The sequence below is a fragment of the Natrinema ejinorense genome, from assembly GCF_002494345.1.
In the GTDB taxonomy this organism is placed as follows: Archaea; Halobacteriota; Halobacteria; order Halobacteriales; family Natrialbaceae; genus Natrinema; species Natrinema longum.
In genome coordinates this window covers 340,859-364,350 of sequence record NZ_NXNI01000002.1, presented here as the reverse complement: position 1 = coordinate 364,350, position 23,492 = coordinate 340,859, and the positions used below count along the sequence as shown (strand labels likewise).

Annotated in this window: 29 protein-coding genes and 1 pseudogene; 13 read left to right on the top strand and 17 right to left on the bottom strand. The window is 63.7% G+C overall.

Annotation, left to right across the window (positions count from 1 at the left end):
* Positions 1-54 precede the first annotated feature (54 nt).
* On the bottom strand, positions 55-627 hold the full coding sequence (locus CP557_RS21265) for an NADPH-dependent FMN reductase (protein ID WP_097382015.1): 573 nt from the start codon (positions 625-627) through the stop codon (positions 55-57).
* Between the two features lie 296 nt (positions 628-923).
* On the opposite strand from CP557_RS21265, the gene CP557_RS21260 reads away from it, so the two are divergent.
* Entirely contained in the window at positions 924-1,352 is a 429-nt protein-coding gene (locus CP557_RS21260; RefSeq protein ID WP_097382014.1) for a DoxX family protein, read from the top strand.
* A gap of 184 nt (positions 1,353-1,536) precedes the next feature.
* Positions 1,537-2,133, top strand: a pseudogene (locus CP557_RS21250) (IS6 family transposase).
* Positions 2,134-2,351: 218 nt separating this feature from the next.
* Here CP557_RS21250 and CP557_RS21245 read toward each other — a convergent pair.
* The 3 genes from CP557_RS21245 to CP557_RS21235 all read right to left on the bottom strand — a co-directional run bounded on the left by CP557_RS21245 (position 2,352) and on the right by CP557_RS21235 (position 4,620).
* On the bottom strand, positions 2,352-3,389 hold the full coding sequence (locus tag CP557_RS21245) for an NAD(P)/FAD-dependent oxidoreductase (RefSeq protein ID WP_097382012.1): 1,038 nt from the start codon (positions 3,387-3,389) through the stop codon (positions 2,352-2,354).
* A complete protein-coding gene (gene trxA, locus CP557_RS21240) occupies positions 3,386-3,745 on the bottom strand; it encodes a thioredoxin (protein ID WP_097382011.1) in 360 nt (119 codons plus the stop codon). Before trxA ends, CP557_RS21245 begins: the two co-directional genes overlap by 4 nt.
* A gap of 230 nt (positions 3,746-3,975) precedes the next feature.
* Positions 3,976-4,620 carry a class I SAM-dependent methyltransferase gene (locus CP557_RS21235; RefSeq protein ID WP_097382010.1) on the bottom strand — a complete coding sequence of 215 codons (645 nt, stop codon included), beginning with the start codon at positions 4,618-4,620 and terminating at the stop codon, positions 3,976-3,978.
* 119 nt (positions 4,621-4,739) lie between these two features.
* Here CP557_RS21235 and CP557_RS21230 point away from each other — a divergent pair, with 119 nt between their 5' ends.
* Positions 4,740-5,123, top strand: coding sequence for a DUF302 domain-containing protein (locus CP557_RS21230; RefSeq protein ID WP_097382009.1), 384 nt, complete (start codon positions 4,740-4,742; stop codon positions 5,121-5,123).
* Positions 5,124-5,191: 68 nt separating this feature from the next.
* On the opposite strand, the gene CP557_RS21225 is transcribed toward CP557_RS21230, so the two are convergent.
* Positions 5,192-5,617 (bottom strand): universal stress protein, encoded by a 426-nt coding sequence (locus CP557_RS21225; RefSeq protein WP_097382008.1) that lies wholly within the window; start codon positions 5,615-5,617, stop codon positions 5,192-5,194.
* A gap of 214 nt (positions 5,618-5,831) precedes the next feature.
* On the bottom strand, positions 5,832-6,980 hold the full coding sequence (locus CP557_RS21220; RefSeq protein ID WP_097382007.1) for an MBL fold metallo-hydrolase: 1,149 nt from the start codon (positions 6,978-6,980) through the stop codon (positions 5,832-5,834).
* Between the two features lie 315 nt (positions 6,981-7,295).
* On the opposite strand from CP557_RS21220, the gene CP557_RS21215 reads away from it, so the two are divergent.
* Both CP557_RS21215 and CP557_RS21210 read left to right on the top strand, forming a co-directional pair.
* On the top strand, positions 7,296-7,586 hold the full coding sequence (locus tag CP557_RS21215) for a YgaP family membrane protein (RefSeq protein WP_097382006.1): 291 nt from the start codon (positions 7,296-7,298) through the stop codon (positions 7,584-7,586).
* A gap of 141 nt (positions 7,587-7,727) precedes the next feature.
* Positions 7,728-8,177 carry a pyridoxamine 5'-phosphate oxidase family protein gene (locus tag CP557_RS21210; protein ID WP_097382070.1) on the top strand — a complete coding sequence of 150 codons (450 nt, stop codon included), beginning with the start codon at positions 7,728-7,730 and terminating at the stop codon, positions 8,175-8,177.
* Between the two features lie 166 nt (positions 8,178-8,343).
* Here the strand turns inward: CP557_RS21210 and CP557_RS21205 are convergent, their stop codons facing one another.
* On the bottom strand, positions 8,344-9,111 hold the full coding sequence (locus CP557_RS21205) for an SDR family oxidoreductase (protein ID WP_097382005.1): 768 nt from the start codon (positions 9,109-9,111) through the stop codon (positions 8,344-8,346).
* A 190-nt stretch (positions 9,112-9,301) separates the two neighbouring features.
* Complete coding sequence (locus tag CP557_RS21200; RefSeq protein WP_097382004.1) at positions 9,302-9,490, bottom strand: hypothetical protein; 189 nt, start codon at positions 9,488-9,490, stop codon at positions 9,302-9,304.
* Positions 9,491-9,795: 305 nt separating this feature from the next.
* Here CP557_RS21200 and CP557_RS21195 point away from each other — a divergent pair, with 305 nt between their 5' ends.
* Complete coding sequence (locus CP557_RS21195; RefSeq protein WP_097382003.1) at positions 9,796-10,305, top strand: adenine nucleotide alpha hydrolase family protein; 510 nt, start codon at positions 9,796-9,798, stop codon at positions 10,303-10,305.
* Between the two features lie 89 nt (positions 10,306-10,394).
* Here CP557_RS21195 and CP557_RS21190 read toward each other — a convergent pair whose 3' ends face one another.
* A complete protein-coding gene (locus tag CP557_RS21190) occupies positions 10,395-11,192 on the bottom strand; it encodes an ABC transporter permease (protein WP_097382002.1) in 798 nt (265 codons plus the stop codon).
* Positions 11,193-11,357: 165 nt separating this feature from the next.
* Between CP557_RS21190 and CP557_RS21185 the strand changes: the two genes are divergently transcribed.
* Positions 11,358-12,539, top strand: coding sequence for a COG1361 S-layer family protein (locus CP557_RS21185; RefSeq protein ID WP_097382001.1), 1,182 nt, complete (start codon positions 11,358-11,360; stop codon positions 12,537-12,539).
* A 24-nt stretch (positions 12,540-12,563) separates the two neighbouring features.
* On the opposite strand, the gene CP557_RS21180 is transcribed toward CP557_RS21185, so the two are convergent.
* Positions 12,564-13,505, bottom strand: a complete 942-nt coding sequence (locus tag CP557_RS21180) for an ABC transporter ATP-binding protein (protein WP_097382000.1) — start codon at positions 13,503-13,505, stop codon at positions 12,564-12,566.
* Between the two features lie 147 nt (positions 13,506-13,652).
* Between CP557_RS21180 and CP557_RS21175 the strand changes: the two genes are divergently transcribed.
* Positions 13,653-14,297 (top strand): SOUL family heme-binding protein, encoded by a 645-nt coding sequence (locus tag CP557_RS21175; protein ID WP_097381999.1) that lies wholly within the window; start codon positions 13,653-13,655, stop codon positions 14,295-14,297.
* A gap of 15 nt (positions 14,298-14,312) precedes the next feature.
* Here CP557_RS21175 and CP557_RS21170 read toward each other — a convergent pair whose 3' ends face one another.
* The 4 genes from CP557_RS21170 to CP557_RS21155 all read right to left on the bottom strand — a co-directional run bounded on the left by CP557_RS21170 (position 14,313) and on the right by CP557_RS21155 (position 16,079).
* Positions 14,313-14,753, bottom strand: coding sequence for a universal stress protein (locus CP557_RS21170; RefSeq protein ID WP_097381998.1), 441 nt, complete (start codon positions 14,751-14,753; stop codon positions 14,313-14,315).
* A 53-nt stretch (positions 14,754-14,806) separates the two neighbouring features.
* Positions 14,807-15,010 (bottom strand): dodecin family protein, encoded by a 204-nt coding sequence (locus CP557_RS21165; protein ID WP_097381997.1) that lies wholly within the window; start codon positions 15,008-15,010, stop codon positions 14,807-14,809.
* A 173-nt stretch (positions 15,011-15,183) separates the two neighbouring features.
* Positions 15,184-15,603, bottom strand: coding sequence for a universal stress protein (locus tag CP557_RS21160; protein WP_097381996.1), 420 nt, complete (start codon positions 15,601-15,603; stop codon positions 15,184-15,186).
* A 65-nt stretch (positions 15,604-15,668) separates the two neighbouring features.
* Entirely contained in the window at positions 15,669-16,079 is a 411-nt protein-coding gene (locus CP557_RS21155; protein ID WP_097381995.1) for a universal stress protein, read from the bottom strand.
* Positions 16,080-16,541: 462 nt separating this feature from the next.
* On the opposite strand from CP557_RS21155, the gene CP557_RS21145 reads away from it, so the two are divergent.
* The 5 genes from CP557_RS21145 (at position 16,542) to CP557_RS21125 (ending at position 20,477) form a co-directional block, all read left to right on the top strand.
* Positions 16,542-17,003, top strand: coding sequence for a DUF2267 domain-containing protein (locus CP557_RS21145; RefSeq protein WP_097382069.1), 462 nt, complete (start codon positions 16,542-16,544; stop codon positions 17,001-17,003).
* A gap of 117 nt (positions 17,004-17,120) precedes the next feature.
* The gene (locus CP557_RS21140; protein ID WP_097381993.1) at positions 17,121-17,522 is read left to right on the top strand and encodes a universal stress protein; all 402 of its coding nucleotides are present in this window, start codon (positions 17,121-17,123) and stop codon (positions 17,520-17,522) included.
* A 422-nt stretch (positions 17,523-17,944) separates the two neighbouring features.
* Positions 17,945-18,859 (top strand): universal stress protein, encoded by a 915-nt coding sequence (locus tag CP557_RS21135; protein WP_097381992.1) that lies wholly within the window; start codon positions 17,945-17,947, stop codon positions 18,857-18,859.
* 137 nt (positions 18,860-18,996) lie between these two features.
* Positions 18,997-19,428 carry a universal stress protein gene (locus CP557_RS21130; RefSeq protein ID WP_097381991.1) on the top strand — a complete coding sequence of 144 codons (432 nt, stop codon included), beginning with the start codon at positions 18,997-18,999 and terminating at the stop codon, positions 19,426-19,428.
* Between the two features lie 167 nt (positions 19,429-19,595).
* On the top strand, positions 19,596-20,477 hold the full coding sequence (locus CP557_RS21125; protein ID WP_097381990.1) for a CPBP family intramembrane glutamic endopeptidase: 882 nt from the start codon (positions 19,596-19,598) through the stop codon (positions 20,475-20,477).
* 18 nt (positions 20,478-20,495) lie between these two features.
* Here the strand turns inward: CP557_RS21125 and CP557_RS21120 are convergent, their stop codons facing one another.
* The 3 genes from CP557_RS21120 to CP557_RS22740 all read right to left on the bottom strand — a co-directional run bounded on the left by CP557_RS21120 (position 20,496) and on the right by CP557_RS22740 (position 23,444).
* Entirely contained in the window at positions 20,496-21,389 is an 894-nt protein-coding gene (locus CP557_RS21120; RefSeq protein WP_097381989.1) for a hypothetical protein, read from the bottom strand.
* Between the two features lie 36 nt (positions 21,390-21,425).
* On the bottom strand, positions 21,426-22,316 hold the full coding sequence (locus tag CP557_RS21115) for a hypothetical protein (protein ID WP_097381988.1): 891 nt from the start codon (positions 22,314-22,316) through the stop codon (positions 21,426-21,428).
* A 201-nt stretch (positions 22,317-22,517) separates the two neighbouring features.
* Complete coding sequence (locus tag CP557_RS22740; protein WP_245853135.1) at positions 22,518-23,444, bottom strand: CPBP family intramembrane glutamic endopeptidase; 927 nt, start codon at positions 23,442-23,444, stop codon at positions 22,518-22,520.
* Positions 23,445-23,492 lie beyond the last annotated feature (48 nt).

Here is a 23,492-nt window from a genome sequence, read left to right as displayed (position 1 = left end):
CGGCAAATCGCCTCCTGAAGCGCCGTCGACACGCCGAAAGCCGAACTGTCATTTCTAGGCATTTGGGGTAGGAGTGGAAGCGACGTAGTCGGCAATACCTGCGAAGATGGTCAACTCTCGTCCTAACTTTCGAGCACGAGACGTCAGCTCTTCGTCGTTGATTCCATCGGTTCCGACCATCGAATGAGAGTTCGGGATCGCGACTTCAGTCGGTAACGTCCATGCGTGAAGCGTTCGAGCGACGGTTCGCAAGTGCATAAGCGCAGATCCAGGAAAGTCCCCGGCTGCAACTTCAACCAATCCGACCGTTGTTCCCGCAAACTCGTCGCGCCCGCAATAGTCGAGTGCATTCTTCAGCGACCCGGAAAACGATCCGTGATAGTTCGGTGTTCCGAGTAAAACGCTGTCGGCCGCGTCGACGGTCTTTTGAAGCGCTTTGGCGTCCGGTGTGGGCGACTCCGTCGCGTACAGACTTGGCAACTCATACGAGCGCAAATCGATTAACTCCGTTGTAGCCCCCTCCTCCTGCGCTGCCTCGAGGACTTCCGTAAGGACGATTCGCGTCTTGCTCTCGTCGCGCAGGCTTCCACAGAGCGCAACAACGTTCCTTTTGCTACTGCCGCCCATACTGGCCGCTTACCGGTGGTACGGTCAAAAGTGTTCTCGAAACGCAATTTTTGTAATATTAATTACTACTCTGTCGTTGGGAGACCCAATCGAGATTCGTCCAGCAACACCATCCGTCTCTTGTAAGTTTCCTAGTAAGAGGTGGACAATCAAATAATATAACCGGAATGGTTTGAACATCCGAAATGAGATTGCGGATCGTAACTCGCATACAGACAATTATATTGTCCGTTGACAATACTCTCCGGCAACCAAATATTTACCACAAGTAATTTCCGATAAATACAATAGATGCTATGATCGGCCAACTAGCAGAATCACACGAAGAGCCCGTTTATTCCGTCGTCCGTGCACTCATTGGGGTATTATTTATGCAACATGGACTCCAGAAGGTGTTCGGGTTGTTCGGCGGCGTAGATGGAAGCGGCGGAACCGTATCGCTGAATAGTCTGTACGGAATCGCTGGGATCGTAGAGTTACTCGGCGGCCTCCTGATCGTCATTGGCGTGGGAACTCGACTCGTTGCCGTTATTACAGCTGGAGAGATGGTCACAGCGCAGGTCCTCGAACACCTACCGAACGGACTAATCCCGATCGAAAACGGCGGCGAACTCGGCCTGCTTTATATCGCGTCGTTCCTCCTGCTTATCGTGTACGGAAGCGGACAGTATAGTATTGATCGCTTGATTCGAGGCCACGAACAATCTAACTATAGTAGCAACTGAAAGTCATTGCACACCTGATCGCACGACAGCGTTGCGATCAGTGTGTAAATCGTTTCAGTTGCTACTATAGCAACAATGACGCAGCCAAGGTGACGTCCCCCTCGCCGTGAACGACGAGGCTTCCCGCACCGGCGGTGTTCAGATAAGGTTGAAGGAATGAGGCGTAGCGTTTTCAAAGTGTTCTATGCTCGAAAACGCACGCCTCAGTTCTAGTATCGGCCAGTTCGACTTGGATTTTGTGGAGCGAGAGGCAACACCGCGGCTGTTGATGAAGCTCAGTATTCAGCTCCACCTTGCTGGACTCTCGCTTTCAAATACTGTTCGAGTTCTCGAGAGATTCAATGTGGAACGGGCTCGATCGACTGTTCATAGCTGGGTTTACAAGGCAGACCTACAGCCCAATTTCTGCCGAAATCCGGATCACGTCGCGGTTGACGAGACGGTGATCCGGCTCGGTGATGAACAGTATTGGCTGTACGCTGCGGTCGATCCAGAGTCGGACAGATTACTCCATACAAAGCTCGAACCGACTAGAAACAAAGTAATAGCTAGTGCGTTCTTCACGGAATGACGCGAGAAACACGACGTCGATGACGCCGTGTTTCTCGTCGCTGGCGATAAACTGCTGAACTATGCCTACCAACGACATGGCCTCGATTGCAGAGACGAACGGCATGGCAATCGGAACAGTGTCGAACACGTCACTAATTGTATAAAACGCCGAACCACACCCTTCTCAAACTGCTTTAGCAACGCTTGTGCAGGAACTGCTGATCAGTGACACAGACCGTTCGCCGTGACATGGAATCAGCTTCTCTGAACACGATAGCAGTCGGTCAAGCGTCCGCCAGTGTCTTGAACGCTTCACACATTACTGCAACCGGCAGAGATCGCACCAAGCGCTCGATGGAAAGACACCGATAGAGGAGATGCAGAACTAGACAGTGCCGACCGACGGGGCGGTCACAACAGCGATCAGTACCGGACGACGCGAGACGGCTACGTCGAAATCTCGGGCGCAGCCGCTTCCTCGCGCTCGAGCGGTTCGAGGAACGCTTCGGCGTCGAGGGCCGCCATGCTCCCGGTTCCGGCGGCGGTGATCGCCTGCCGATAGTTGGGATCGGCTACGTCTCCGGCCGCGAAGACACCCTCGACGTGCGTTTCGGTCGTCGCCCGGCCAGCGGCGTCCGATCGAGTCCGGAGATACCCGTTTTCGTCGCGTTCGACGGCGGTGCCCTCGAGGAAACCCGTGTTCGGCGTGTGACCGATCGCGTAGAACACGCCACCGATGTCGACCGATTCCCGGTCGACGTCGACGCCGGATTCGGCTTTCTCGCTGGGATAGCCATCGGGGTGGGAGACGAGGGTGGCACCGGTGACCCCAGCCTCCTGCGAGCCGTGCAACGCCTCGAGTTCCGTGTTCCAGCGGAATTCGATGGCGTCGTGGTCGCGGGCCCGGTCGGCCATGATCTCGGACGCACGTAGCTCTTCGCGGCGGTGAACGATCGTCACGCTGTCGGCAAACTTCGCGAGGAAGAGCGCCTCTTCCATCGCGCTGTCGCCGCCGCCGACCACGAGGACGTCGTCCCCGCGGTGGAACGCGCCGTCGCAGGTCGCACACGTCGAGAGGCCATAGCCCATCAACTCGGCCTCGCCGTCGGCACCCACCCAGCGAGCGCTCGCGCCGCTCGCGACGATCAGCGCACGCGTTCGCAAGGTATCGCCGTTCGAGAGGCCGAGTTCGTAGGGACGCTCCTCGAGCGTCGCGTGCTCGACCGTGCCGTGCGTGAATGCGGCCCCGAAGCGCTCGGCCTGCTCCTTCCCGTTCTCGATCAGCTCCATCCCGCCGATACCCTCGGGGAAGCCCAGGTAGTTCTCGACGTCGGTCGTTAGCGTCAGCTGGCCGCCCGGTTCGGGCCCCTCGAGCACCAGCGGCTCGAGGTCGGCCCGTGCGGCGTAAACGGCCGCCGAGAGGCCGGCGACGCCGGAGCCGACGATCACGACGTCGTGAACGGTCGCGTCAGGTGGCCCATTCATTCAGTGTATCCCTCGATCAGGTCGCGGAGTCGGTCCGCCGGCAGCACGCCGGTGTGCTGTTCGACCTGCTCGCCGTCCGCGAAGAGGACGAGCGTCGGGACGCCACGAACGCCGAAGGCTCCCGCGAGCTGTTGGTGTTCGTCGACGTCGACTTTCGCGATCACGGCGGCCGTCTCGCCCGCCAATTCGTCGAGAACTGGCTCGAGCATCTGACAGGGGCCACACCAGTCGGCGTAGAAGTCCACGAGGACGACGTCGTGTTCTGCCGTGACGTCCTCGAGGTGGGTCTCGCCCTCGACGTAGAGCGGTTCGTCGATCGACTGTCCGGGAGTTCCGCTGTGTGCATCAGTTGCCATCACGTCTCCGTAGGAGCTAACACCGTTTAAATGTTTGTATATATTGCACAATACCACCATACGAATCGCAACCGAGCTACCGGCAGATAGTGGCCGATACCCAGGAGCAAATAGACGGCAACCCCGGTGTTTGCGACTCGAGTCGAGCCCTCATCGACGTGATCGGGGCATCAGTTTCACGAACGGATGTGTGCAGTTTCTCAACTACTGCTTGCGAGACACAGTCGGCGCTATGGAGCCGCGGACGGCACAGTGAACCGCGCGAAGTACCCCGCCCGCGTTCCGACGTGGTCGTCGAACTCGAGTCCCTGCCGCCGGGCCCGTCGTCGGAGCGTCTCGAGCGGGACGAAATGCGGGTCGGGAAGCGCTTCCCCGATGACGAGCCGGCCGCCCGGTTTCAGTACCCGCTCGAGTTCGGCGAGGGCCCGCTCTGGCTCCGGAATTTCGCCGAGAACGAGGACCAGAGACGCGGCGTCGAAACTGTCGTCCGGGTACGGCAGCCGCTGGCCGTCGCCGCGTATCGGTTCGACGTTCCGGTGGCCCTGCTGTCGCGTCCGCAGCCGGAGGTGCCCGACCATCGACTGCTGGATATCGACAGCGTGTACCGTCCCCGTTGGCTCGACGGCCTGTGCGATCGTCCCAGTGTAGTAGCCGGTTCCCGGGCCGAGTTCGAGGATTAGCTCACCCGGCCGCGGGTCGAGCAGGTCGTGCAGCCGCGAGCGCGTGATGACCGGCCGGGAGAGGTCGATCCAGCGCCGCTGGGAGTACGGACACGGCGACGGGTTCGACCGCCACCGGAGCGCGTATCCGAGTCCAGCGAGCGCGGCGAGTCCGAGCAGTGAGGCGACCACTCGGACGGTGCGACGAGAGACCATCGGGAACGCCTTTCACGTGGCAGGGCTACAGTCTTTTCCCGACCCGGTCGAACGGGCACTCGGCGCGAACTTGCCGGTGCCGCCCCAACAATCACCGTCCTTCGGAGTGTGCGGACGGTATGTCGTATACGCTCCAGACGCGTATCCACGGCGAATTCGACGACATCGTTTCGACGACGATCGATGCCCTCGAGGACGAGGGGTTCGGCGTTCTCTGCGACATCGACGTTCAGGAGACGCTGCAACAGAAACTCGACGAGGACTTCCGACAGTACCGGATCCTGGGCGCGTGCAATCCGGGGCTGGCCCATCAGGGGCTCGAGGACGACCTCGACCTCGGGACCTTGCTCCCCTGCAACGTCGTCGTCTACGACGATGACGACGATATCGTCGTCAGTGCGGTCGACGCTCAGCGGCTGATCGACATCGCTGACGACGACGCGCTCGACCCGATCGGCGAGGACGCCTCCGAGCGCTTCGAGCGCGTTCTCGAGTCCCTGTAGCACCCGCGTTCCGACCAGCGCACAGCAGAACGATCTCCGCTCGTGTCCGGTCCGCTTCCCGGTCGCCACTACCGGACCACGAGGACGGGAACCGGTGATCGGCGAACGACGGTTTCCGCGACGCTCCCGAGCAGGACGCGCGAGATTCCCTCTCGTCCGTGGCTTCCGATGACGATCAGGTCGACCGATTCTTCCTCCGCCTGTGCGACGATGCGGTCATCCGGTTCGCCCGTGACGACGTTCGTTTCGAGAGTGCGACCGTGCTCGGTTGCGAGTTCCGTCGCTGTCTCGAGGATGTCAGCCGCGTACTCCTCCGCGTTCTCGGAGACGGGTATTTGCAGTTCCGGACCCACGAGTTGCGCCCAGCGACCGTCCGGCACCTCGATGACGTACAGCGCGATGACGGTCGCGTCCGGGAATTCGTCGAAGGTCAGTTCGAGGGCGTCCCTCGCCTGCGGCGTCCCATCGTACGGAACGAGAATTCGGTCGGCCATGACGAGTGGATTCGACCACCCGGTATAAAATCGTCACGCTGATTTGACGGACGAAAAACAGATTCCGAGACCACAGAGAGTACTGTCGGACACTCGCTGCGCCCGCTGTAGCGGTACCCACATCGGACGGGGCGGGAGGAGAAGCCATGAGAGCGACCAGAGTCGCCCGGCGACTGTTCTGGCGGCGATCCCGTGTCCCACGCTCGTCGACGAGTCAGGCCGCGCAGTTGTTCGGGCCGAGTTCGAGGTCCGTCGCCTCGGACTCGTCTTCGGGCGGCTCCGTCCCCGTGTTGATTTCGATCACGCGCTCGTAGTTCGGCGGTTTGTCGGGGGCGTTCTCGACTAACCGGTCGACGAACTCGTCTTCGTCCAGTCCGAGCAGATCGAGGTCCTCGCGGAGGTTGCCCAGTCGAGCACCGATCAGATCACCCGGAGAGCCGACCTCGTATCGGTTATCCGCCGTGACCGACACGTGTCCCGGGAGGATTTGCGTCTCGTCCGGCAATTCGAGGATCGTCCCGTGGATCGCGTCGTAAAGCAGTTCGGCGCCACTCGCCGCGTCCTCATCGCCGAATTGAAGCTCCGTTCGGCCGACGGACTCGACGAACAACGTGTCGCCGGTCAGCAGCGCCTCGCCATCGACGAGGTAGGTGACCATCTCGGTCGTATGCCCCGGGGTATGGAGCGTTTCGATCTCGATCTCGCCGAGTTCGATCGTCTCGCCGTCGGCGAGCGGTTCGTAGTCGTACCCGACGCCCCGCTCGCTGGCCTTGGCACCGAGATGGTAGGGGACGTCCAGCTCCGCCGCCAGTTTCGGTCCACCCGAAATGTGGTCGGCGTGGACGTGCGTGTCGAGGACGCGCTCGATCGTGAGGCCGGCCTCCTCGGCGACGATTTTGAACTGATCCGTTTGTCTGGTCGGATCGACGACGACCGCCGATGCGGCACGTTTCGATCCGACGACGTAGCCGAGACATCCCTTCGCCCGTCGCTGCAGTTGACGGACGACGAGGTCGTCGGATTCGGTCTCGAGGGGAACGACCTCGTAGAGCTTGCTCCAGTCTTCCATGCCGCCTTTCACGACGGACACGTCGTCGTAGCCGTGTTGCTCGAGTTCGAAGCTAAACGGCGTCGACGTAAGCCCCTTTCCGCAGATCGCGACGATCGGCTCTCCGTCCTCAACCGCTGCGATGCGCTCGAGGTCCACGTCCGCGAACTCGTCCCCCGGACCGAACGGGACGTTCTCGGCGCCGTGGATCCGCCAGCCCTCGTAACTGTCCTCGGGGCGCGTATCGATGAGCGTGAACGGCTCGTTCGCGTCGATCATCTCGGCGAGCCGGTCGGGATGGATCTGGTTCACCATTGGAATCACCCTACAATACTAGCTGAGACGAGAGCGCCGATAGTTCTCCCCCCTGCACAAGCACACCCAGCTACCGGCATCGGTTGCGATCGGCCTCGGAAAGGCGGTTTCGACCGGGACGAGTCGTGTGTTGCAAGACGCTGCGACGGCGGACTGGACGGCGGGAATCGGACCGTCGTGGACGTTCTGTACTGATTTAGATACCCTTCGAAATCCCCGGAGCGAGTAGCCGTCGCGACCGCCCGCAATATATCTTCAAACAGTAAATATAGGTTATATACTCTGACGCCCTCTCTGAGGCTGGTGAACCGAATCATGCAAAAAAACGTCGGCGGATTTGACCGCGGCGCCCGGATCGTCGTCGGCCCCGTCCTCGTCCTCATCGGGATCGCGGCCCTCGGCGGGTTGCTCTCCCTAACAGCGGGGGCGCTCGGACTCGCTCTCGCAGCGATCGCTCTCGTCGGTGGCGCGGTGTTGACTACCACCGCAGCCACCCAGAAATGTCCCATGAACGCCCGCCTCGGTATCGACACGTATCGAGACGGAGCCGAGTCCAATGCCGAGCCCGTGAAGGACGAAAACCGCAGGGCCGGGCGACTGAGCTGAGATCGAACACACGATTTTTGCGACGGGATCCGGTCGGTGCCGCGGGCATCGCGAACGGGAGACCGATCAACGTCGTTCTCACCTGAAAAGTACGGTTCGATGGAACGGGGTACTTTCTATCCCGCTATCGTCCGGGAGGGTATGCAGGGTTTGCGCTGGCTTCAAATGAGCGCGGAAGAAATGAACGAGTTCCTCGGCCGAGGCGGAACGGGCGTGATTTCGTTCGCTACGGAACCGGACGAACCGCCCGTCTCGATACCCGTGTCGTATGGATACAGTGCGGAGGTCGGGCGCTTTTACTACCGGCTCTCCTTCCCACGGGATAGCAGAAAAGACGAACTCGTAGACAGGCACGTCTCCTTCGTTACGCACGGCGAGACCGGCGACGGATGGCGAAGCGTCGTCGCCACCGGACAGCTCTCGGACGTCTCCGATGCGCAGTACGAATCCGCCGAAATACAGGGGATGTGGTCGATCGAAATCCCACTCGTCGAGATTTTCGAGCGGCCGCCGAGGGAAACGACGTTCCGATATTTCAGCCTCGAGCCTGCGACCATGACGGGACGGAAAGAGACGAGGACCGACTCGTAGCGACCGGACGCGGCGCGAGGGCTGCCAGACGGGGTTGGTACCCTGCCGGGACGAGAGTCCAAAGGCCCCCCACACCTGGTCGATCCCGCACACGAACGCCGGCGTGTGCGGACGACCACGGACTCCCGGCTCGCCGATCCGGAGTGTGCGTTTCGGACGGGGCCGGTCACCCGGTGTGCGTGTACCCGCCGTCGACGACGAGTGACTCACCGTTTACGTACCTCGAGAGATCGCTCGCGAGGAACACCGCGGCGCCCGCGATATCCTCGGGGTCGCCGATCCGGCGCGACGGGATCGCTTGCGTGAACGCCTCGAGTTCGTCGGGGCCCATGTGTGCGTCTTCCATCATCTCGGTCTCGATGCCGCCTGGGTGGATCGCGTTCACCCGGATTCCGTCGGGGCCGAGGCGATGGGCCGCCGCGTACGTCAACAGTCGGATCGCACCCTTGGACACGCAGTAGGTGACGTAGCTACCGTTTCCGAGGAAGCCAGCGATACTCGAGACGGTGATGACACTCCCGCCCCCGGTTTCGATCATCCGCCGGGCCGCGAGCTGGGTGCCGAAGAACGCGCCTTTGACGTTCACACCCATGAGGTGCTCGTATTCGTCCGGCGTCACCTCGAGGAACTCTTCGGATCGGAAGATGCCCGCGTTATTGACGAGGACGTCGAGACTACCGATCCGCTCGGCTTCGTCGAGTGTCACTTCGAGATCGGTGACGCTCGAAACGTCGCACTCGACGTACGTCGCTGTGGCCTCCGTTTCGTCGGTGATCAGTTCGTGGGTCGGCGTCCCGCCTTCGCGTGGCGTTTCGCGGACGTCGGCGACGACGACGTCGGCACCGTGTTCGGCGAACGTCCGCGCGATCGATCGACCGATTCCGCTCGATGCACCCGTCACGACGGCCGTTTGCTCCGCGAGTAGGTCCGTCATGCCATCGAGTACCACGTCGAACTACTTCCATCTATCATGGGTCGCCGTTCGTCGATCGGGACGGCTCTCGGTTCCGAATCGCCCCAGCCATCGTATTTCGGGCACGGATCCTCGCCGTCCGCGTGAGCGAATCCCGTCAGACCGAGGACTGAATCGAATCGACGGCACCGATGTTGCGACGAGAATCGGCCTATTCCCAGAACGAAGCGTTCCCCAGGCAGTAGAGAAACGCCACCCACCCGGTGAAGAGACCGGCGATTATCACCAGAAAGTCCGCCAACTTCGTCCCGAAAACGAAGTCGTATCCGATACCGATCGTCAGGAGGACCAACGCGATACCGATCAAAAGATGGCACCGACGCTCTGTCTGCGGTTCCATAGTCCGCTCTATCACGCTTCGTCACAAATAGTCCGTTCAATAACATGATGTATGTCCGTGGTCTCAGAAGGTCCGTGAAATCGAAGCGCGAATATGATCGTTCCGCGTCGGTTCTCGCGCCCGCGCTCTCGAGAGGCCGCGACTGCCAGACGGTGGGGCGATCCGCGAGTGCGTCGCAGCTTCGAGGCTCGCGATGAGGAACGGGCGGATCGTAACGGATCCGGCCACGGGTATCGGCGTAGGGTCTCTCCCTGACATCCCGCGACACCCCTGGAGTTATTGACCGAGGCGTAGAGACGCCACGTATGACGTTCGTCGTCCCATTCGACGGATCGGAGCTCGCGGAAGCCGCTCTCGTCAGGGCCGTCGAGTACGGTGGCGCACTCGACGAATCGATCGCGGCCGTCGTCGTCGTTCCGGAGCGAAACGGATACGCACGAGAGAAAGGGTGGATCGACGAGAACGAACCGTACGACGTCGATGCAGTCGTCGCAGGCCTTCGAGAACAGGTCCGGACGCTCGCACCGTCAGCGGCGTTCGAATGCGAACGAATCCGCGAGTTTCCTCCCGAGGCCGAACTGGCCGACCACATCGAGCGACTGATATTGAACCACGATCCGAGCGTCGTGTTCCTCGGGAGCGACAACGTCGGCCGCGTCGTCACGCCACTGACGAGCGTCGGCGTTCACGTCGCCGCCGAAGAATCGTACGACGTGTTCATCGTTCGCCGTCCGGAACCGCCCAAACTCGAGGCCCTCGAACCCCACTCCGAGTTCTATCGGGAAACAGGTTCGACGGAGCGATCGCCACAATGATCCGTTCCAGTAGCTGCTCGTCGACGGCGTAACCGAGCGATTCGTGAGTCGGCGCTATCGAATCGAAACTGGTCGGACCTCCCTGCGGGTCACGAGAGGTCACGCCGTTCGAAGTATTCGCCGCTGACGACGACGAGGACGACGACGGCGATCAGGAGAACGGAGAGATCCGGCCACGAGATTTCGCCGTCGACGAGGATCGCACCGGGATCGAAGCGGCGGGAGAACGTGACGTCGCCGAGCCACTCGTAGTCGGAGTCGAACGTGAACGTATCGAGCAAGAACAGGCCAAAGACGGATCCGGCGCCGACAGTCTGTGCGCGGCGGACGGAATCGAACGCGACCGAGGCCAGCAGTCCGACACCGGCGCAGGCGAGCAAGTAGACGATCGAGTAGGCGTGAACGGCGAACAGGTGGGTGACATCGATCGACTCGTCGACGAATTCGACGCCGAGAACGACCGCGAGGAACGTGATCGCGTTCACGAGGACGACGCCTGGAACGAGCGACAGAAACTTGCCGACTACCAGCCGGGTCCGCGTCACCGGCAACGACAACGTCAGTCCCGCCGTGCCGCGTTCGACCTCCCCTGCGACCGTCGAGGCCGCGGCGTACGCATAGTAGATCGCGAGCAACAACACCCACCCGAACTGGTAGAGCTGGGAGACGAGATAGCCCTCGATCGTGGTCAGCGTCGTCACGTTCCCGACGAACGCACGCGCCGCTTCGGGCGGCAGCGACTCGAGATAGGCGTCGAGATCGGCACCCGTCTCCTGAATCGACGGAAAGAGCGCGACGGTGAGGACGATCAATGCGACCATCGCACCGGCGAGTAGCAGGGAACCGCGAAGTCGGCGACCGGCTTCGAACGAGGTGAGCTCGAGCATCGGGTATCGAACCGTCGCTGGGTCCCGACGGAAGCGGCCACCTTATAGCCAATTCGTGGTTGGACGAGGTAACATCCAGTTGTTACGACACCAATCGAGTAATCGACTGTTCGGTCGTGGAACGGGCGAGGTGCTTTATCACCGTTCGTCCGTCTCGGAGTGGACATGAAGGGGCGAGCGAGGCCACCGACGCGACGGCGGGCGGCTATCGCGGTGTGTTCCCTCTTGCTCGTCGGAGTGGTGGTGACCGGAGCCGTCGCAGCGACGCCGACGGCCGTTCCCCAGGCGGTCACACCCCAACCGGACGAATCGCCACAAGACGACACGAACACGACTGTGTCGGCCGCAGAACCGACTGCCAACGAGAGCGAACGAACGACCGAGCGGATGGCCGAAAACGAGGCCCCAACCCAACCGCCCGCCGAGAACGAGACGCCCGGTCCGCCGCCGGCCGGGCCGCTAGCGACGGCCCCGCCGCTGGTCCAGGCACCGGAAGGGAACGTCACCGTCGCCGTCACGGAGGACCAGTCAGTCCGTGCGGGCGATGCGACGGCGATCACGCTCGAGGTAACGAACGACGGCGACCGTGAGGCGACCGACATCGTCGTGACGGTGCGAGCAGCGGACGGGACCCTGACGTTCGGGCCGTCCGCCGCGCCACAGCCGACCCGGTCGGTCGCCATCGCCGATCTCTCGCCCGGCGACACCGAGACCGTCGACGTCGAGGTCGCGGCTGCACGGGTCGATCCGGGGACGTATCCGCTGTTCGCCAGCGTCCAGTATCGCGTCGACGCCCCCGCGGACGAGGACGATCTCGACGACGCCGACGAGACGAACGACGACGCCGACGAGACGAACGACGACGAGGACGAAATCGTTCAGACCGGCGGGCCAACGGCGCTCGGAATCGTGGTCGACGAGTCCCGGTCGTTCGACGTGACTCCCGTCGACGGCGAAGTGCCCATCGACGGGGAGGGCGTCTACGAGGTCCGAATCGCGAACGACGGCAACGAGTCGGTGACCGGCGTCGTCGCCACGCTCGAGGCCGGGCCGCCGCTGTCGAGCGACTCGCCGACGGCGTACGTCGGAACGCTCGAGTCGGGTGACTCGGAAACCGCCCGGTTCGCTTTCGAATCGTCCACGGACGCGATCGAGACGACCACCAGCGCCACGATCACGCTCGCGTACGATACCGACACCGGCGACCGCACGAGCGCCGAGCCGGTTTCGGTCCCCGTCACGATCGTCGCGGCCGACGAGGACGCCGACGTCGACTCCGTCGCGCCGTTCGCGGCCGTCGCACTCGTGTTCGTGCTCGCGGCGGTCTGGTGGGTCCGCAGGCGCTGATATGCGGGGCTTACCACGTTCGAATCACCGTCGGGTATCCTCCTCGGTCACTTCTGAATCGGCGGTTCCGTCGTCCGTCTCTCCGTAAAAGTGCATGAACACGTCCTCGATGGAGGCCTCGCGGACCTCCATCTCGAGGACGGTGTACTCGCTCAGGCGGTCGATCAAGGCGTCGAACTCGCGGGCGAGGGCGAGCCTGTACGTACCGTCCTGCCGGTCGACGCGCGCGACGCCCGGGAACTCGAGTGCGGCTGCAGGCGGGTCCTCGGCCAGTCGAACGGTGGCGATCGTCCCGCCTGCAGCGAGGATGTTCTCGACGGTATCGAGCTCGATCAACCGCCCGTTCCTGATGATTCCGACGCGATCGCAGACGCGTCGAACCTCGCTCAGAACGTGTGAGGAAAAGAAACTCGTCCGGCCCGCCGCCTGTCGCTCCTCGAGCAGTTCGTAGAATTCGTTCTGGACGAGCGGATCCAGTCCCGACGTCGGCTCGTCCATGATCGCCAGTTCGGGCTCGTGCATGAACGCCGCGACGACGGCGAGTTTCTGCCTGTTGCCGCTGGAGTACGCGTTCACGTTCCGATCGAGGGGAACGGGAAATCGCTCGAGGAGTTCATCGCGGCGTTCGTCACCGCGGAGCCGACCGAAGTGGTCGAGGACAGCTGCACCCGTCACGCGATCGTAGAAGGTAACGTCGCTCGGGAGATAGCCGACATGACGTTTCGCATCGCGCAGTTCGTTTCGGTCCGTCACGTCGCGTCCCAGCAGCGATGCCACACCCTCGGTGGGTTTCAACAGGCCGAGGAGGAGCCGAATCGCCGTCGACTTACCCGCGCCGTTCGGACCGAGAAAGCCGAAGATTTCCCCTCGCTCGACGGTAAACGTGAGCGCTTCCACGCCTCGAACGTCACCGTAATACTTCGTCAGGGACTCGATGTCGATCGGGGGCGAATCGGCGTTACTCACGGGCCAAACGACGGTCCCTCGGGACTTATACGTAGCAGGCGGCTCATCATCGAGACCGGTCGCCACACGACTGCGTCGCCCTCGACGTACAACACGAGACGCCCTCAAACCCCACAGATCTATTGATTCGTGGGCTGTACGTTCCCTATGCGATCGATACGAACCCTGGTTCTCGGCGCTGGTGGCCTGCTGGCACTGTGGATCGGCTGGGGGGCGTACGTCAGCCGAACGACCGAACGCGTTTCGTCGGAGACGCTGGATCGCTTCGACGGCGTCGAGGTTCGTCGCTATCCGCGAACGGTCCTCGCCGAAACGACGGCCCCGGACGACGGAACGGCGTTCAGACGACTCTTTCGCTACATCTCGGGGGCGAACGCACGTGGCGAAGACGTAGCGATGACCGCACCGGTAACGACCCGCGGCGAGTCGATTTCGATGACCGCACCCGTCCGAACGGAGTCCGAGAGCGACGACGTGCGGATGGCCTTCTACCTCCCGTCGACGTACACGCCCGACACCGCCCCGACCCCGACTGACACCGACGTTCGACTCGTCGTCGAACCGCCGCGAACGACCGCAGTGCGCAGCTTCTCGTGGTACGCGACGGACGAGCGCGTCGACCGGGAGCGGAACCGACTACTCGAGCAACTCTCGCGGCGCGGAATCGAGACGCGGGGCGAGCCGACGCTGCTCCAGTACAACGATCCGTGGACGCCGCCGTTCATGCGAACGAACGAGGTCGAAGTCGCTCTCGAGGAGGTCCCGGCGCGGGTTCGCCCTGCGACACCGTAATCGGTGCCCGTACCGTCAACGAACGATCGTTACCGGTACCGGGGCTCGCCGCGAGACGGTTTCGGCCACGCTGCCGAGCAAAATCCGGGCGACGCCGGAACGACCGTGACTCCCGATAACGATGTGGTCGACGTCGTTCTCCTCGGCGTACTCGAGGATCGTTCGGGCGGTTGGGCCGGTTTCGACCGCGGTTTCGAGGACGGTCGTCTCGAGAAGACCCGCGTCGTCGGCTCGGTCGCGTGCCCGGTCGCCGAGTTCTTCGCCGCGCTCGACGGCCCGGTCGTGGGTTTGCGCGTCGTAGTAGCCGCCGCCTCCGTAATCGCTGTACACCCCTTCCATCGGGTCGACGACGTGCAACGTCGTGATCGTCGCTCCGTCGTGATTCGAAACCGCGTGGTCGAATGCGGCCCACGATTGGGGTGAGCCGTCGATCGGGACAAGTATGTGCGTTCCCATACCGGGGAAACGTCCCGACCGTACAAGAAACCCGCCCGAAACCGGTGAGACGCTCAGTACTCGACCGGAAACGCGATTTCGGTCGTCGCTTTGTACTGCACGATCTCGTCGTCTTCGACGTCAGCCGTCCACCGCTCGACGTTGATGCCGGAGATGTCGTCGACCGTCTGGCTCGCTTCGAGAAACGCTTCGCGAGCGGCATCTTCCCAGGACTCTTCCGACGTTCCCATAACGCGGATTACTTTCACTGCCGTCATGGCAATCGTCGTACCATCATCTCCGTTATAAACCCCGTTCGCTCAGATCGTGACGTTCGCATCCAACGGGAAGTCCGCACGTGGATCGACTGCTGGCTCCCGGCGTGGAATCGGTACCTCGAGCCCGTTTCTCGAGGAGAGTCTCGGGATGCGACGGGGAGCCATCCCGTCACTCACGCGGTCAGCACCGGTCGATCCGCCGATCGGACGATGCGCTCGGCGACGCTGCCGATCTTCCCGGCTCGCGCGTGGCTCTGGCCCTGATAGCCGATCACGACGAGATCGGCATCGAGTTCGTCAGCGGCATCGAGGGCCTCCTCCCAGGGGCGACCGTGGCAGACATCCCACGTACACTCGATGCCGGCGTTGTCCGCGCGGTCGCCTAACTCCTCGAGCATCGCCTGCCCCTGTTCTTCGAGTTGGTTGAGAACGATTGCGGTACTACTCAACGCGGGCTCCCCGTACCGGTGGGTCTCGACGCAGTACAAGGCGTGAACGCGAGCGTCGTACCGATCTGCGAGCGCCATGGCGTGTTCGACGGCGCGGTTCGCGGGATCGCTTCCGTCAGTCGGAACGAGAATGGTGTCGTACATCCAACACACAGACTCACATCGGATCTGGGCATATACCTTTCATCGCGAATCGTGATACGTTTCGATCAGGCCGTGATCACCGGCCGCCCCGCGTTTCGAACGACCCGCTCGGCGACACTGCCGAGCTCTTCGCCGGGGCCCGAGCCGAGTCCCCGATTGCCGAGAACGACGAGGTCAGCCTCGATAGCCGCGGCATAGGAGTCGATTTCCTCGTCCGGACGGCCGCTCCGTATTTCGGTCGTGACGTCGACGTCCGATCGCGCCGCCACGTCCTCGAGAATCCCCGCCCCGCGTTCCTCGAGGTCGTCGAGGGCACCACCGGCGTCGGACAGCACCGATTTGCCGTACCGCGTCGTATCGACGACGTAAATCGTGTGCAGGTCGGCGTCGAACGACGAGGCGAGATCGGTCGCGTGTTCGACCGCGCGGTTTGCGGCGTCGCTTCCATCCGTCGCGACGAGGATCGTGTCGTACATGGACGTACTTCTCTCACACCCGGACCGACCATATACCTTACAGATGTCAGCCACGGTTTACTTGTGTCGAACCGACTCGGTTCTCCGCCAGACGATCGAATTCGAGTCCGCCGTTTGCCGCGCGTTCTATCGGCTACACGATGCCGATGACGAAAAACTCGAGCAACCGCTCGAGTCGCTGAACGTTCATGCGATGGCGTACACTCCAGAACCGCGGGATTCGTTGCTATCGTAGCAATTGAAACGATTTACACACTGATCGTAACGCCGTCGTGCGATCAGGCGTGCGATGACTTTCAGGTGCTACGATAGTTCTCGACCCGTCCCTCGGCGGAGCCGGTGTGGGACCAGTTCGTTTCGGGTTCGCTCGAACGTCGAACACCGGCTATCGGCAGACGGTCAACTGATGCGACCGACGAGAGGGGGTTTATACTGCTGAACGGTGTGCGTTCCTCGAGCGCTCTGAATTTCGACGAGTTCACTGGCGAGGTTCAGCATCGACTCGAGCTACCCGGAACGGGCGAAACCGTTCGCGCGATCAGGGCCACGCTCATGACGCTCGGACAACGGATTCCGGGCGACGCGGCCGAAGATCTCGCGGCCTCCCTCCCGATGGAGATCCGCTGGTACATGACCGGCGCGGTCGACGAACACGGCCAACGATTCGACTGGTGGGAGTTCATCTCGCGAGTGAGCGAAATCGAAGGGACGGAGCCGTCCGAGGCTGCGTACCACGCCCGCGTCATCGTCGATTTCGTTCGGACGCAGATTCCACAGTCGGATTCCCGGCAACTCCGCGATCAACTCCCCGAAGACCGACGGGATCAGAACTGGGGAAAGCTATTCGCGGTCGTCGATGCTGGCGGTTGGGGTGACGCCGAAGAGGCACAAACGGGTGGCGGACCGCAACCTGAGAACGGATGATCGCGGAACCGATCCGCAAGACGGTACGTACAGCGCGCCACTGAGAACGCCCCGACAAGTAGCGTCGTCTCAGCCCGCTGCCGAAGAACGAAGAGCGTGGGAGTCGAAGTTCGCGGTATGTACGACCGCGTTCTCGTCCCGACCGATGGCCGCGAGAGCACCGAGCGGGCGATCGACGAAGCGATCGAGCTCGCCGCCGAGAACGATGCGACGCTCCATACGCTATACGTGGTCAATTCGGCCGCGATCGCCCCCGGTATCGAGTTCAGTGATCTCGAGGAGATCGGTCGACAGGCGGTCGAATACGTCCGCGATCGCGCGAGGGATGCCGGCGTCGACGCCGTCGACTGCGAGGTTCTGCATGGCCTCCGCCATCGCGTGATTCTCGAGTACGCCGACGACCACGGGATCGATCTCATCGTCCTCGGTCGGCATCGAGAACTGGACCACCTCGTTCGTGGAAGCGTGTCCAAGCGCGTCTCCGAGAACGCGTCGGTCCCCGTCATGATCGTCGAGTGACCGATCGCTGCGATCCGAGAGCGGTCCAGGTCGCGGTCGAAGCGAGTCGGCCGCGACAGCAGGGACGTGCCTCGGTCGACCGTCCGCGGTCGTGTCGTTCCGAACGGACTGATATCGAGACCACCATTATACCAAGATGCGAACCCTGAAGCAGAAGTGTGGACTGTCGCCCCGTGTTGTCCGCTTGACCCCCGCCTGTTCGTCGGTCGGTTCCGACAGCGAGTGTCGGAGCACTCTCCTCACGGGAAGGTGAGGGGATGCGCTCGAATCTCTCTCACTTGTACCGAGTCGAATCGGCCTCGGTTTCACGGGAGATTCGATAGGGGGCACGAGCGAGGCTGCTATCGAAGCGCTTGACACCGATCCTGACGCCGTTACCATCACCCTTACAGTTAACCCGCGAGCGGGTGAAGAGACCGGCCATGTCACCGACATCCGATACGATCGATTCGATCCTTCTGCCGACGGACGGCAGCGACGGCGCGCTCGCGGGGGCGAGACACGGCGTCGATCTCGCCGCGACAGCCGACGCGACCGTTCACGTCCTGTCGGTCATCGAGACGCCGGATATCGAGGGCCTCACGTCCGTTCTCGAGTCGGATGGGGAGGAACAGCGGGCGGCACTCGAGGCCGACGCCGAGTCGGCCGTCGAATCCGTCGCGACGATGGTACGGGACCGGAATCCGGACCTCGAGGTCACGACGGCGACCGAACGGGGGACGCCCTTCCGGGTCATCGACCGCTACGTCGACGCGAACGGGATCGACGCGGTCGCGATGGGGACGAAGGGCCGAACGGGCGTTAGACGCGTCGTCCTCGGGAGCGTCACCGAAAACGTCCTCCGGACCGTCGGCGTCCCGGTGCTCGTCGTGCCGCCTGCGGCGAGTGACTCGCGGCTGACCGAGGCCACCGTCGAGAACGTCCTCCTGCCGACGGACGGGAGCGACGGTGCGGCGGCCGCCGTCGACTGGGGGATCACGATCGCGACGGCCTTCGACGCGATGGTGCACGCGATCTACTCGGTCGATACGAGTCGGTTCCCGTCGCGGATGGACCCCGGCGAGCTGGTGGCCGAACTCGAGCGACCCGGCAAGGAGGCGCTCCAGGCGGTCCGCGAACGCGGGCGGGAGCATGGCCTCAGCCTCACGGGAACCGTCGCAACGGGGCCACCGGCGAGAGTCATCCTGGACTACGCCGACGACAACGAGATCGATCTCATCGCGATGGGGACCCACGGGCGCTCGGGGTTCGAACGCCACTTCCTCGGAAGCGTGACGGAAACCGTCGTCCGGAACGCCGAGTTGCCGGTGTTGTGCGTTCCGATGAGCGACGAGTGAGAGACGACCCGGCACCAATCCCGAATCGGCACCGTCCTCGATCGCCCCGTTTCGACGGTGCTCCCTCCGATCTGTGCCGAGGGGCGCGATAGAACTACGGTCACGGTATTATATCGCTCGACGGCGTGCAGACTCGTATGGGGGATCGACTCCTCGTTCCGTACGACGGTTCAGAACCGGCGAAAGACGCACTCGAGTACGCGTTCGAGACGTTTCCGGATGCGGACGTCGTCGCACTGTACGTCGTCCCGGTGCCGGAAGGCTACTGGGCGGCGTTCCAGAACCCCGAAGACCGGGTTCCCGCCGTCGACGCTGCCCGCGATACCGGACGCGATATCCTCGACGAAGCGGCCGACCTCGCCGCGGATCGGAGCCGCGATCTCGAGACCGAAATCGCGACCGGGAAACCCGACCACGAGATCGTCGATCTGGCGGCGTCGGAAGGATACGATACGATCGTCATCGGAAGCCACGGCAGAGAAGGAGTGTCACGGATCATGCTTGGCAGCGTGGCGGAAAACGTCGTCCGCCGATCGCCTATCCCCGTGGTCGTCGTCCGGCAGCGGTAACCCGACTCGAGGCGATGGTCGTCCCGAGCGTGCTCGGTCGGCCGTGTGCCGACGATCGGTGTCGCGTCCCGCGTTCGCCGCCCAGCACCGTCGGGAAGAACCCGAGAGTCGCGATTCGAGAACGCGTTCGGTTCCGTCTTTAGGTCGTCCGCCCTCGAAGAACAGGTATGGGGCCGGAGGAGATCGACGCCGATTCGGTGACCGGCCGCGTTCGCGAGACGAAGAGTGGATTCGACGTCTGGGGGTTCCTGCTGTTCTCCCACGGCTGGACGTGGTGCTGGTGGAGCGTTCCGATCGTCGCCGGCTGGCACGCCTTCGAGTTTCCGGGGATCGGCTTTCTCATCGTCGGCGGCCTCGGCGTCACGATCGGCGGCGTCGTGATGGCCTGGCGCGTCGGCGGTCGGACCGGACTCGCCGACCTGTGGGGACGGCTCGTCGGGGTACGGCTGATTCCGGGTCGCTGGGCCGTCGTGATGCTGGCGCTCTGGCCGGCGCTCGCGCTCGTCGGTGCCGCCGCCGCGATCGTCGTCGACGGGGCCACGCAGCCGCTGAGTGCGGCACCGTTGCTGGACCTCCTCGGCGATCCGATCGCCCTTCTGGGAACGCTGGCCGCAATCTTCCTGCTCGGGCCGTTCCACGAGGAGATCGGCTGGCGGGGCTACTGGCTCGACCGGCTCCAACTGCGCTGGAGCGCGCTGACCGCCAGCCTCGTCCTCGGCGTCGCGTGGGCAGCGTGGCACGCGCCGCTGTTCCTGATGGTCGGCTACTTCAGTAGCTGGGACTTCGCGCCGGACCCGGCGTGGTTCGCGTTCAACGTCATCGTCGGCGCAGTCCTGTACACCTGGTTGTTCAACAACGCGAACCGGAGCGTCCTCGCGGCGATCCTGTTTCACTTCGTCGGCAACGCCACGGGGCAACTCCTCGAGCTCTCGCCGCGGGCGGACGGCTACCAGACGGTGGCTACGACCGCGCTCGTCCTCGTCGTCCTGCTCTGGTGGGGGGCGAGGGACCTCCGACGCGGGCGGGAACGCCCGCTGCCGCCGTACTGATCGCCGCCGTGGACCCAGTCAGAGCGCGCTCACGACGTGCTCGCGCAGCGCCGCCGTCGCCAGCGAGCCGGTCACGTGTCCTTTCTCGAGGGTCGAAAGCGGCAGTCCCTCGTAGCTCGGTCGCTGCCGATCGAACTCGACGATCCGATCGTACCGCGCGAGCAGCGGATCGCAGTCGGCCGCGTCGACCGTTCTGAACGAGTCCTCGAAGTCGAGGATCTCCCGCAACCGATCCGGTCGCCCCCGCGCCGATTCGGCGGCCAGCTTGCGGTAGCTCGACGAGACGAACAGGTCGCCGAGCGCAGCACCGGCGAAGATGGGGACGTAGCGATCGACGGATTCGAAACAGACCCGGTGAAGGTTGATCGCCCAGCCGCCGAGGCTGATCCCCGACGCCACGACGGGGCCGTCGGTTCGCTGCCCCGCGTCCGCCGCGAGCGCCTCGACGAGCGCCGCCGACGCGGCGAGCATCCCGACGAAGTTCCCGAGGTCGCCCATCGCGCGAGCGTACGCCGCGCTCGAGCGGTCGTGAAACGGCGCTCTGACGGCGACGAGATTGGCCGGGACCTCCCGTTCGTGGCCGACGAACAGCCGCCGAAACGAGTTCGAACTGAATCGACCGAACTCGAACGGTCGTTCGCCGCTCCCGTGATGGTAGACGAGCGTCGGATACTCGGGACCGCGCCACTGCCAGGGGGCGTACGCGGCCCCGAAATCGCCGATCGGCGTTGCGACGGTCACGTCGTGCACGCCGGCGCGGGTGACATCGAGGTCAGCGTCGCGGACCGCCGCGTCGGCCGTGACGTCGACGATCGGCGGCGACTCGAGGCGTCGCATAAAGAATTTCGCGTCCCGAAGGAGCACTCCGCTGAGCCCGATCGTCCCGACGTCGACGGCTTCGTGGACGTTCATCGCGTTCGTGTACGATCGGGCGACTGGTAACAGTATCTACGATTCCCGGCCCGAACGACGATCCGCAGTCGATACCGGATCGCCGTCGGGGACCGCGGACGTCGTCGGATCGGCCGCGGAGCCGATCGATCGCAGGAACCGACCGAGCAACACGAGGCTCGACAGCGTCAGGACGCCGAAGACGGCGAGGACGGGCACGGGAACGAATTGCCCGTCGCGAAGCTGGAACGCAGCCATCGCCAGCACGGCAAGTCCCAAGGTCGCCGCCTTCACGAGGAGGACGGCGGTGAACGCGTACCCCCACGCCCGGCGCTTTCGAAGCCAGTACGCCGACAGCAGGAACGCTGGCACGATGATCCCCAGATCGAGCGAGTAGATGACCGACGTCGGCAGCGCTGCCTCGGCGACGCTCGGCGGCGTCGTCCCGGCAGCGATCGCTGGCAATACCTCCGCCAGCCACAGGAACGCCACCAGGACCGCCAGCAGCACCTGGAAGCCGACGTACGGCCGGACGGACAAGTCCCCGGCGGCCCGTTTCACTCCGGCGGCGTCGAGGCGGACGGTCCCGCCGACGAACGTGGCCAGCGTGAGCCACAGCAGCGTCGTGTAGACGAGGTACAACTCGTTGAACGCCGTCATGAACGCGTAGGAGGCGTAGGTGTACAGCAGGTAGCCGTCGACGCCGAGCCAGACGACGTAGCCCCGTAGCGACCCTCGAGCGGCGTAGTACAGCGCGACCGCAAAGACCGGGAGGGCGACGAACAGCGTCAACAGGTCCTGGCCGTAGACCTGCGGGAGAAGGACCGGCGCGTCACGGTAGAAGCCGGGCACGAACAGCCCGACCGTCGTCGCGACTCCCGTGAGGACGACCGTCAGGAGGGACGCGTGGACGTACGGCCGCGGGAGCGAGCCGTCGGCGCTGCTCACGGCCCACCACCTCGTCGCGTCTCCGATTCGTCGCTCGTCGCCACCGCACCCTCGCGGACCCTGGAACGGACGGGAAACGTATACATCGGTACTCACCGATTGATAGGTCGAGAGACGTAATAAAGAGCGATTTCCGTTCTCGACCGCCGAGAGCCCGGCGTTGTGGTTCCTCGATCCGGCAGTTCCGTCCGCGTCGCCGAATCAGTCCCCGCTGCCCCACGGGGAAAGCGGTGTCCCGGTCGTGATCCGATCGGCGGCGACGTACCTGTCGTGGGCGACGCAGACGGCGGTCGCGAGGACCGCGGCTCCGATCCCGGCGACCCCGACTGGTGCGATCAGGAGGGTCTCCGCGCCGGTGAGGTAGAGCAACGAGAGCGAGGCGACCGCGTTGAACGTCCCATGAAAGACCGTGGCGGCGAGGACGGACCGCGCACGGACGGTCAGGTACGTGAACACGGGCGAGGCGGCGACGGTCCAGACGGTCATCACGACGATACCGACGATCGGTGCCTCCGGGAAGTTGTGTCCCTGGAGGATTATCGGCGCGTGCCAGAGCCCCCAGACGACGCCCGTGACGGTCGACAGCCGCCAGAATCCAAGGGGAGCGAGTTCCGCCAGCAAGAGCCCGCGCCAGCCCAGTTCCTCGCCCAGCGCCGCCAGCGCGTTGATCGTGAGTCCCGCCAGGAGACCCTGCCCGACGAAGAGCACGATCGGGGGGACCGGAAGCGCCTCGAGGACGGCGATCGATTCCTCGATCTCGTCGGGCGAAAGCCCGAGATCGGCGAGGAAGACGGCGTACTCCGTCGTGAACGAGACGGTCGGAAGGGCGAGTCCGACGCCGATCGTCGCCGCGAGGAAGCCGACGGGAGCCAGCCAGGACAGGGCGATCCAGCGGAGGCGGCCGCGAGCGAGGCCACAGCCGGTTCGAACGGACTCCCCGGAGTACCGCTGGACGGCGATCGCGGCGATCGCCGGTGCCCACATGAACACGACGACGACGAGGACGGTACCGAGCAGCGACTGTAGTTCGATCCCGGAGACGAACAGTCCGACCGCGCCGGTCCACGAAATGCCGAACGCGAGCGCCAGAAACAGGCCTACTTTGCGACCGTCGACGGCTGTCGTCATGGCGGATACTGTGAACGCGATTGTCATAACTGTGAATAGTTTCGATCG

What these genes read in the sequence shown, in the direction of transcription:
- CP557_RS21195 (WP_097382003.1), top strand. Translation starts at nt 9,796, where the DNA reads ATGACGTTCGTCGTCCCATTCGACGGATCGGAGCTCGCGGAAGCCGCT.
- CP557_RS21165 (WP_097381997.1), bottom strand. Translation starts at nt 15,010, where the DNA reads ATGACGGCAGTGAAAGTAATCCGCGTTATGGGAACGTCGGAAGAGTCC.
- CP557_RS21120 (WP_097381989.1), bottom strand. Translation starts at nt 21,389, where the DNA reads ATGAACGTCCACGAAGCCGTCGACGTCGGGACGATCGGGCTCAGCGGA.
- CP557_RS21260 (WP_097382014.1), top strand. Translation starts at nt 924, where the DNA reads ATGATCGGCCAACTAGCAGAATCACACGAAGAGCCCGTTTATTCCGTC.
- CP557_RS21135 (WP_097381992.1), top strand. Translation starts at nt 17,945, where the DNA reads ATGTCACCGACATCCGATACGATCGATTCGATCCTTCTGCCGACGGAC.
- CP557_RS21205 (WP_097382005.1), bottom strand. Translation starts at nt 9,111, where the DNA reads ATGACGGACCTACTCGCGGAGCAAACGGCCGTCGTGACGGGTGCATCG.
- CP557_RS21140 (WP_097381993.1), top strand. Translation starts at nt 17,121, where the DNA reads ATGTACGACCGCGTTCTCGTCCCGACCGATGGCCGCGAGAGCACCGAG.
- CP557_RS21215 (WP_097382006.1), top strand. Translation starts at nt 7,296, where the DNA reads ATGCAAAAAAACGTCGGCGGATTTGACCGCGGCGCCCGGATCGTCGTC.
- CP557_RS21225 (WP_097382008.1), bottom strand. Translation starts at nt 5,617, where the DNA reads ATGGCCGACCGAATTCTCGTTCCGTACGATGGGACGCCGCAGGCGAGG.
- CP557_RS21230 (WP_097382009.1), top strand. Translation starts at nt 4,740, where the DNA reads ATGTCGTATACGCTCCAGACGCGTATCCACGGCGAATTCGACGACATC.
- trxA (WP_097382011.1), bottom strand. Translation starts at nt 3,745, where the DNA reads ATGGCAACTGATGCACACAGCGGAACTCCCGGACAGTCGATCGACGAA.
- CP557_RS21155 (WP_097381995.1), bottom strand. Translation starts at nt 16,079, where the DNA reads ATGTACGACACGATCCTCGTCGCGACGGATGGAAGCGACGCCGCAAAC.
- CP557_RS21185 (WP_097382001.1), top strand. Translation starts at nt 11,358, where the DNA reads ATGAAGGGGCGAGCGAGGCCACCGACGCGACGGCGGGCGGCTATCGCG.
- CP557_RS21130 (WP_097381991.1), top strand. Translation starts at nt 18,997, where the DNA reads ATGGGGGATCGACTCCTCGTTCCGTACGACGGTTCAGAACCGGCGAAA.
- CP557_RS21220 (WP_097382007.1), bottom strand. Translation starts at nt 6,980, where the DNA reads ATGGTGAACCAGATCCATCCCGACCGGCTCGCCGAGATGATCGACGCG.
- CP557_RS21200 (WP_097382004.1), bottom strand. Translation starts at nt 9,490, where the DNA reads ATGGAACCGCAGACAGAGCGTCGGTGCCATCTTTTGATCGGTATCGCG.
- CP557_RS21245 (WP_097382012.1), bottom strand. Translation starts at nt 3,389, where the DNA reads ATGAATGGGCCACCTGACGCGACCGTTCACGACGTCGTGATCGTCGGC.
- CP557_RS21190 (WP_097382002.1), bottom strand. Translation starts at nt 11,192, where the DNA reads ATGCTCGAGCTCACCTCGTTCGAAGCCGGTCGCCGACTTCGCGGTTCC.
- CP557_RS21265 (WP_097382015.1), bottom strand. Translation starts at nt 627, where the DNA reads ATGGGCGGCAGTAGCAAAAGGAACGTTGTTGCGCTCTGTGGAAGCCTG.
- CP557_RS21160 (WP_097381996.1), bottom strand. Translation starts at nt 15,603, where the DNA reads ATGTACGACACCATTCTCGTTCCGACTGACGGAAGCGATCCCGCGAAC.
- CP557_RS21235 (WP_097382010.1), bottom strand. Translation starts at nt 4,620, where the DNA reads ATGGTCTCTCGTCGCACCGTCCGAGTGGTCGCCTCACTGCTCGGACTC.
- CP557_RS21175 (WP_097381999.1), top strand. Translation starts at nt 13,653, where the DNA reads ATGCGATCGATACGAACCCTGGTTCTCGGCGCTGGTGGCCTGCTGGCA.
- CP557_RS21210 (WP_097382070.1), top strand. Translation starts at nt 7,728, where the DNA reads ATGCAGGGTTTGCGCTGGCTTCAAATGAGCGCGGAAGAAATGAACGAG.
- CP557_RS22740 (WP_245853135.1), bottom strand. Translation starts at nt 23,444, where the DNA reads ATGACGACAGCCGTCGACGGTCGCAAAGTAGGCCTGTTTCTGGCGCTC.
- CP557_RS21170 (WP_097381998.1), bottom strand. Translation starts at nt 14,753, where the DNA reads ATGGGAACGCACATACTTGTCCCGATCGACGGCTCACCCCAATCGTGG.
- CP557_RS21125 (WP_097381990.1), top strand. Translation starts at nt 19,596, where the DNA reads ATGGGGCCGGAGGAGATCGACGCCGATTCGGTGACCGGCCGCGTTCGC.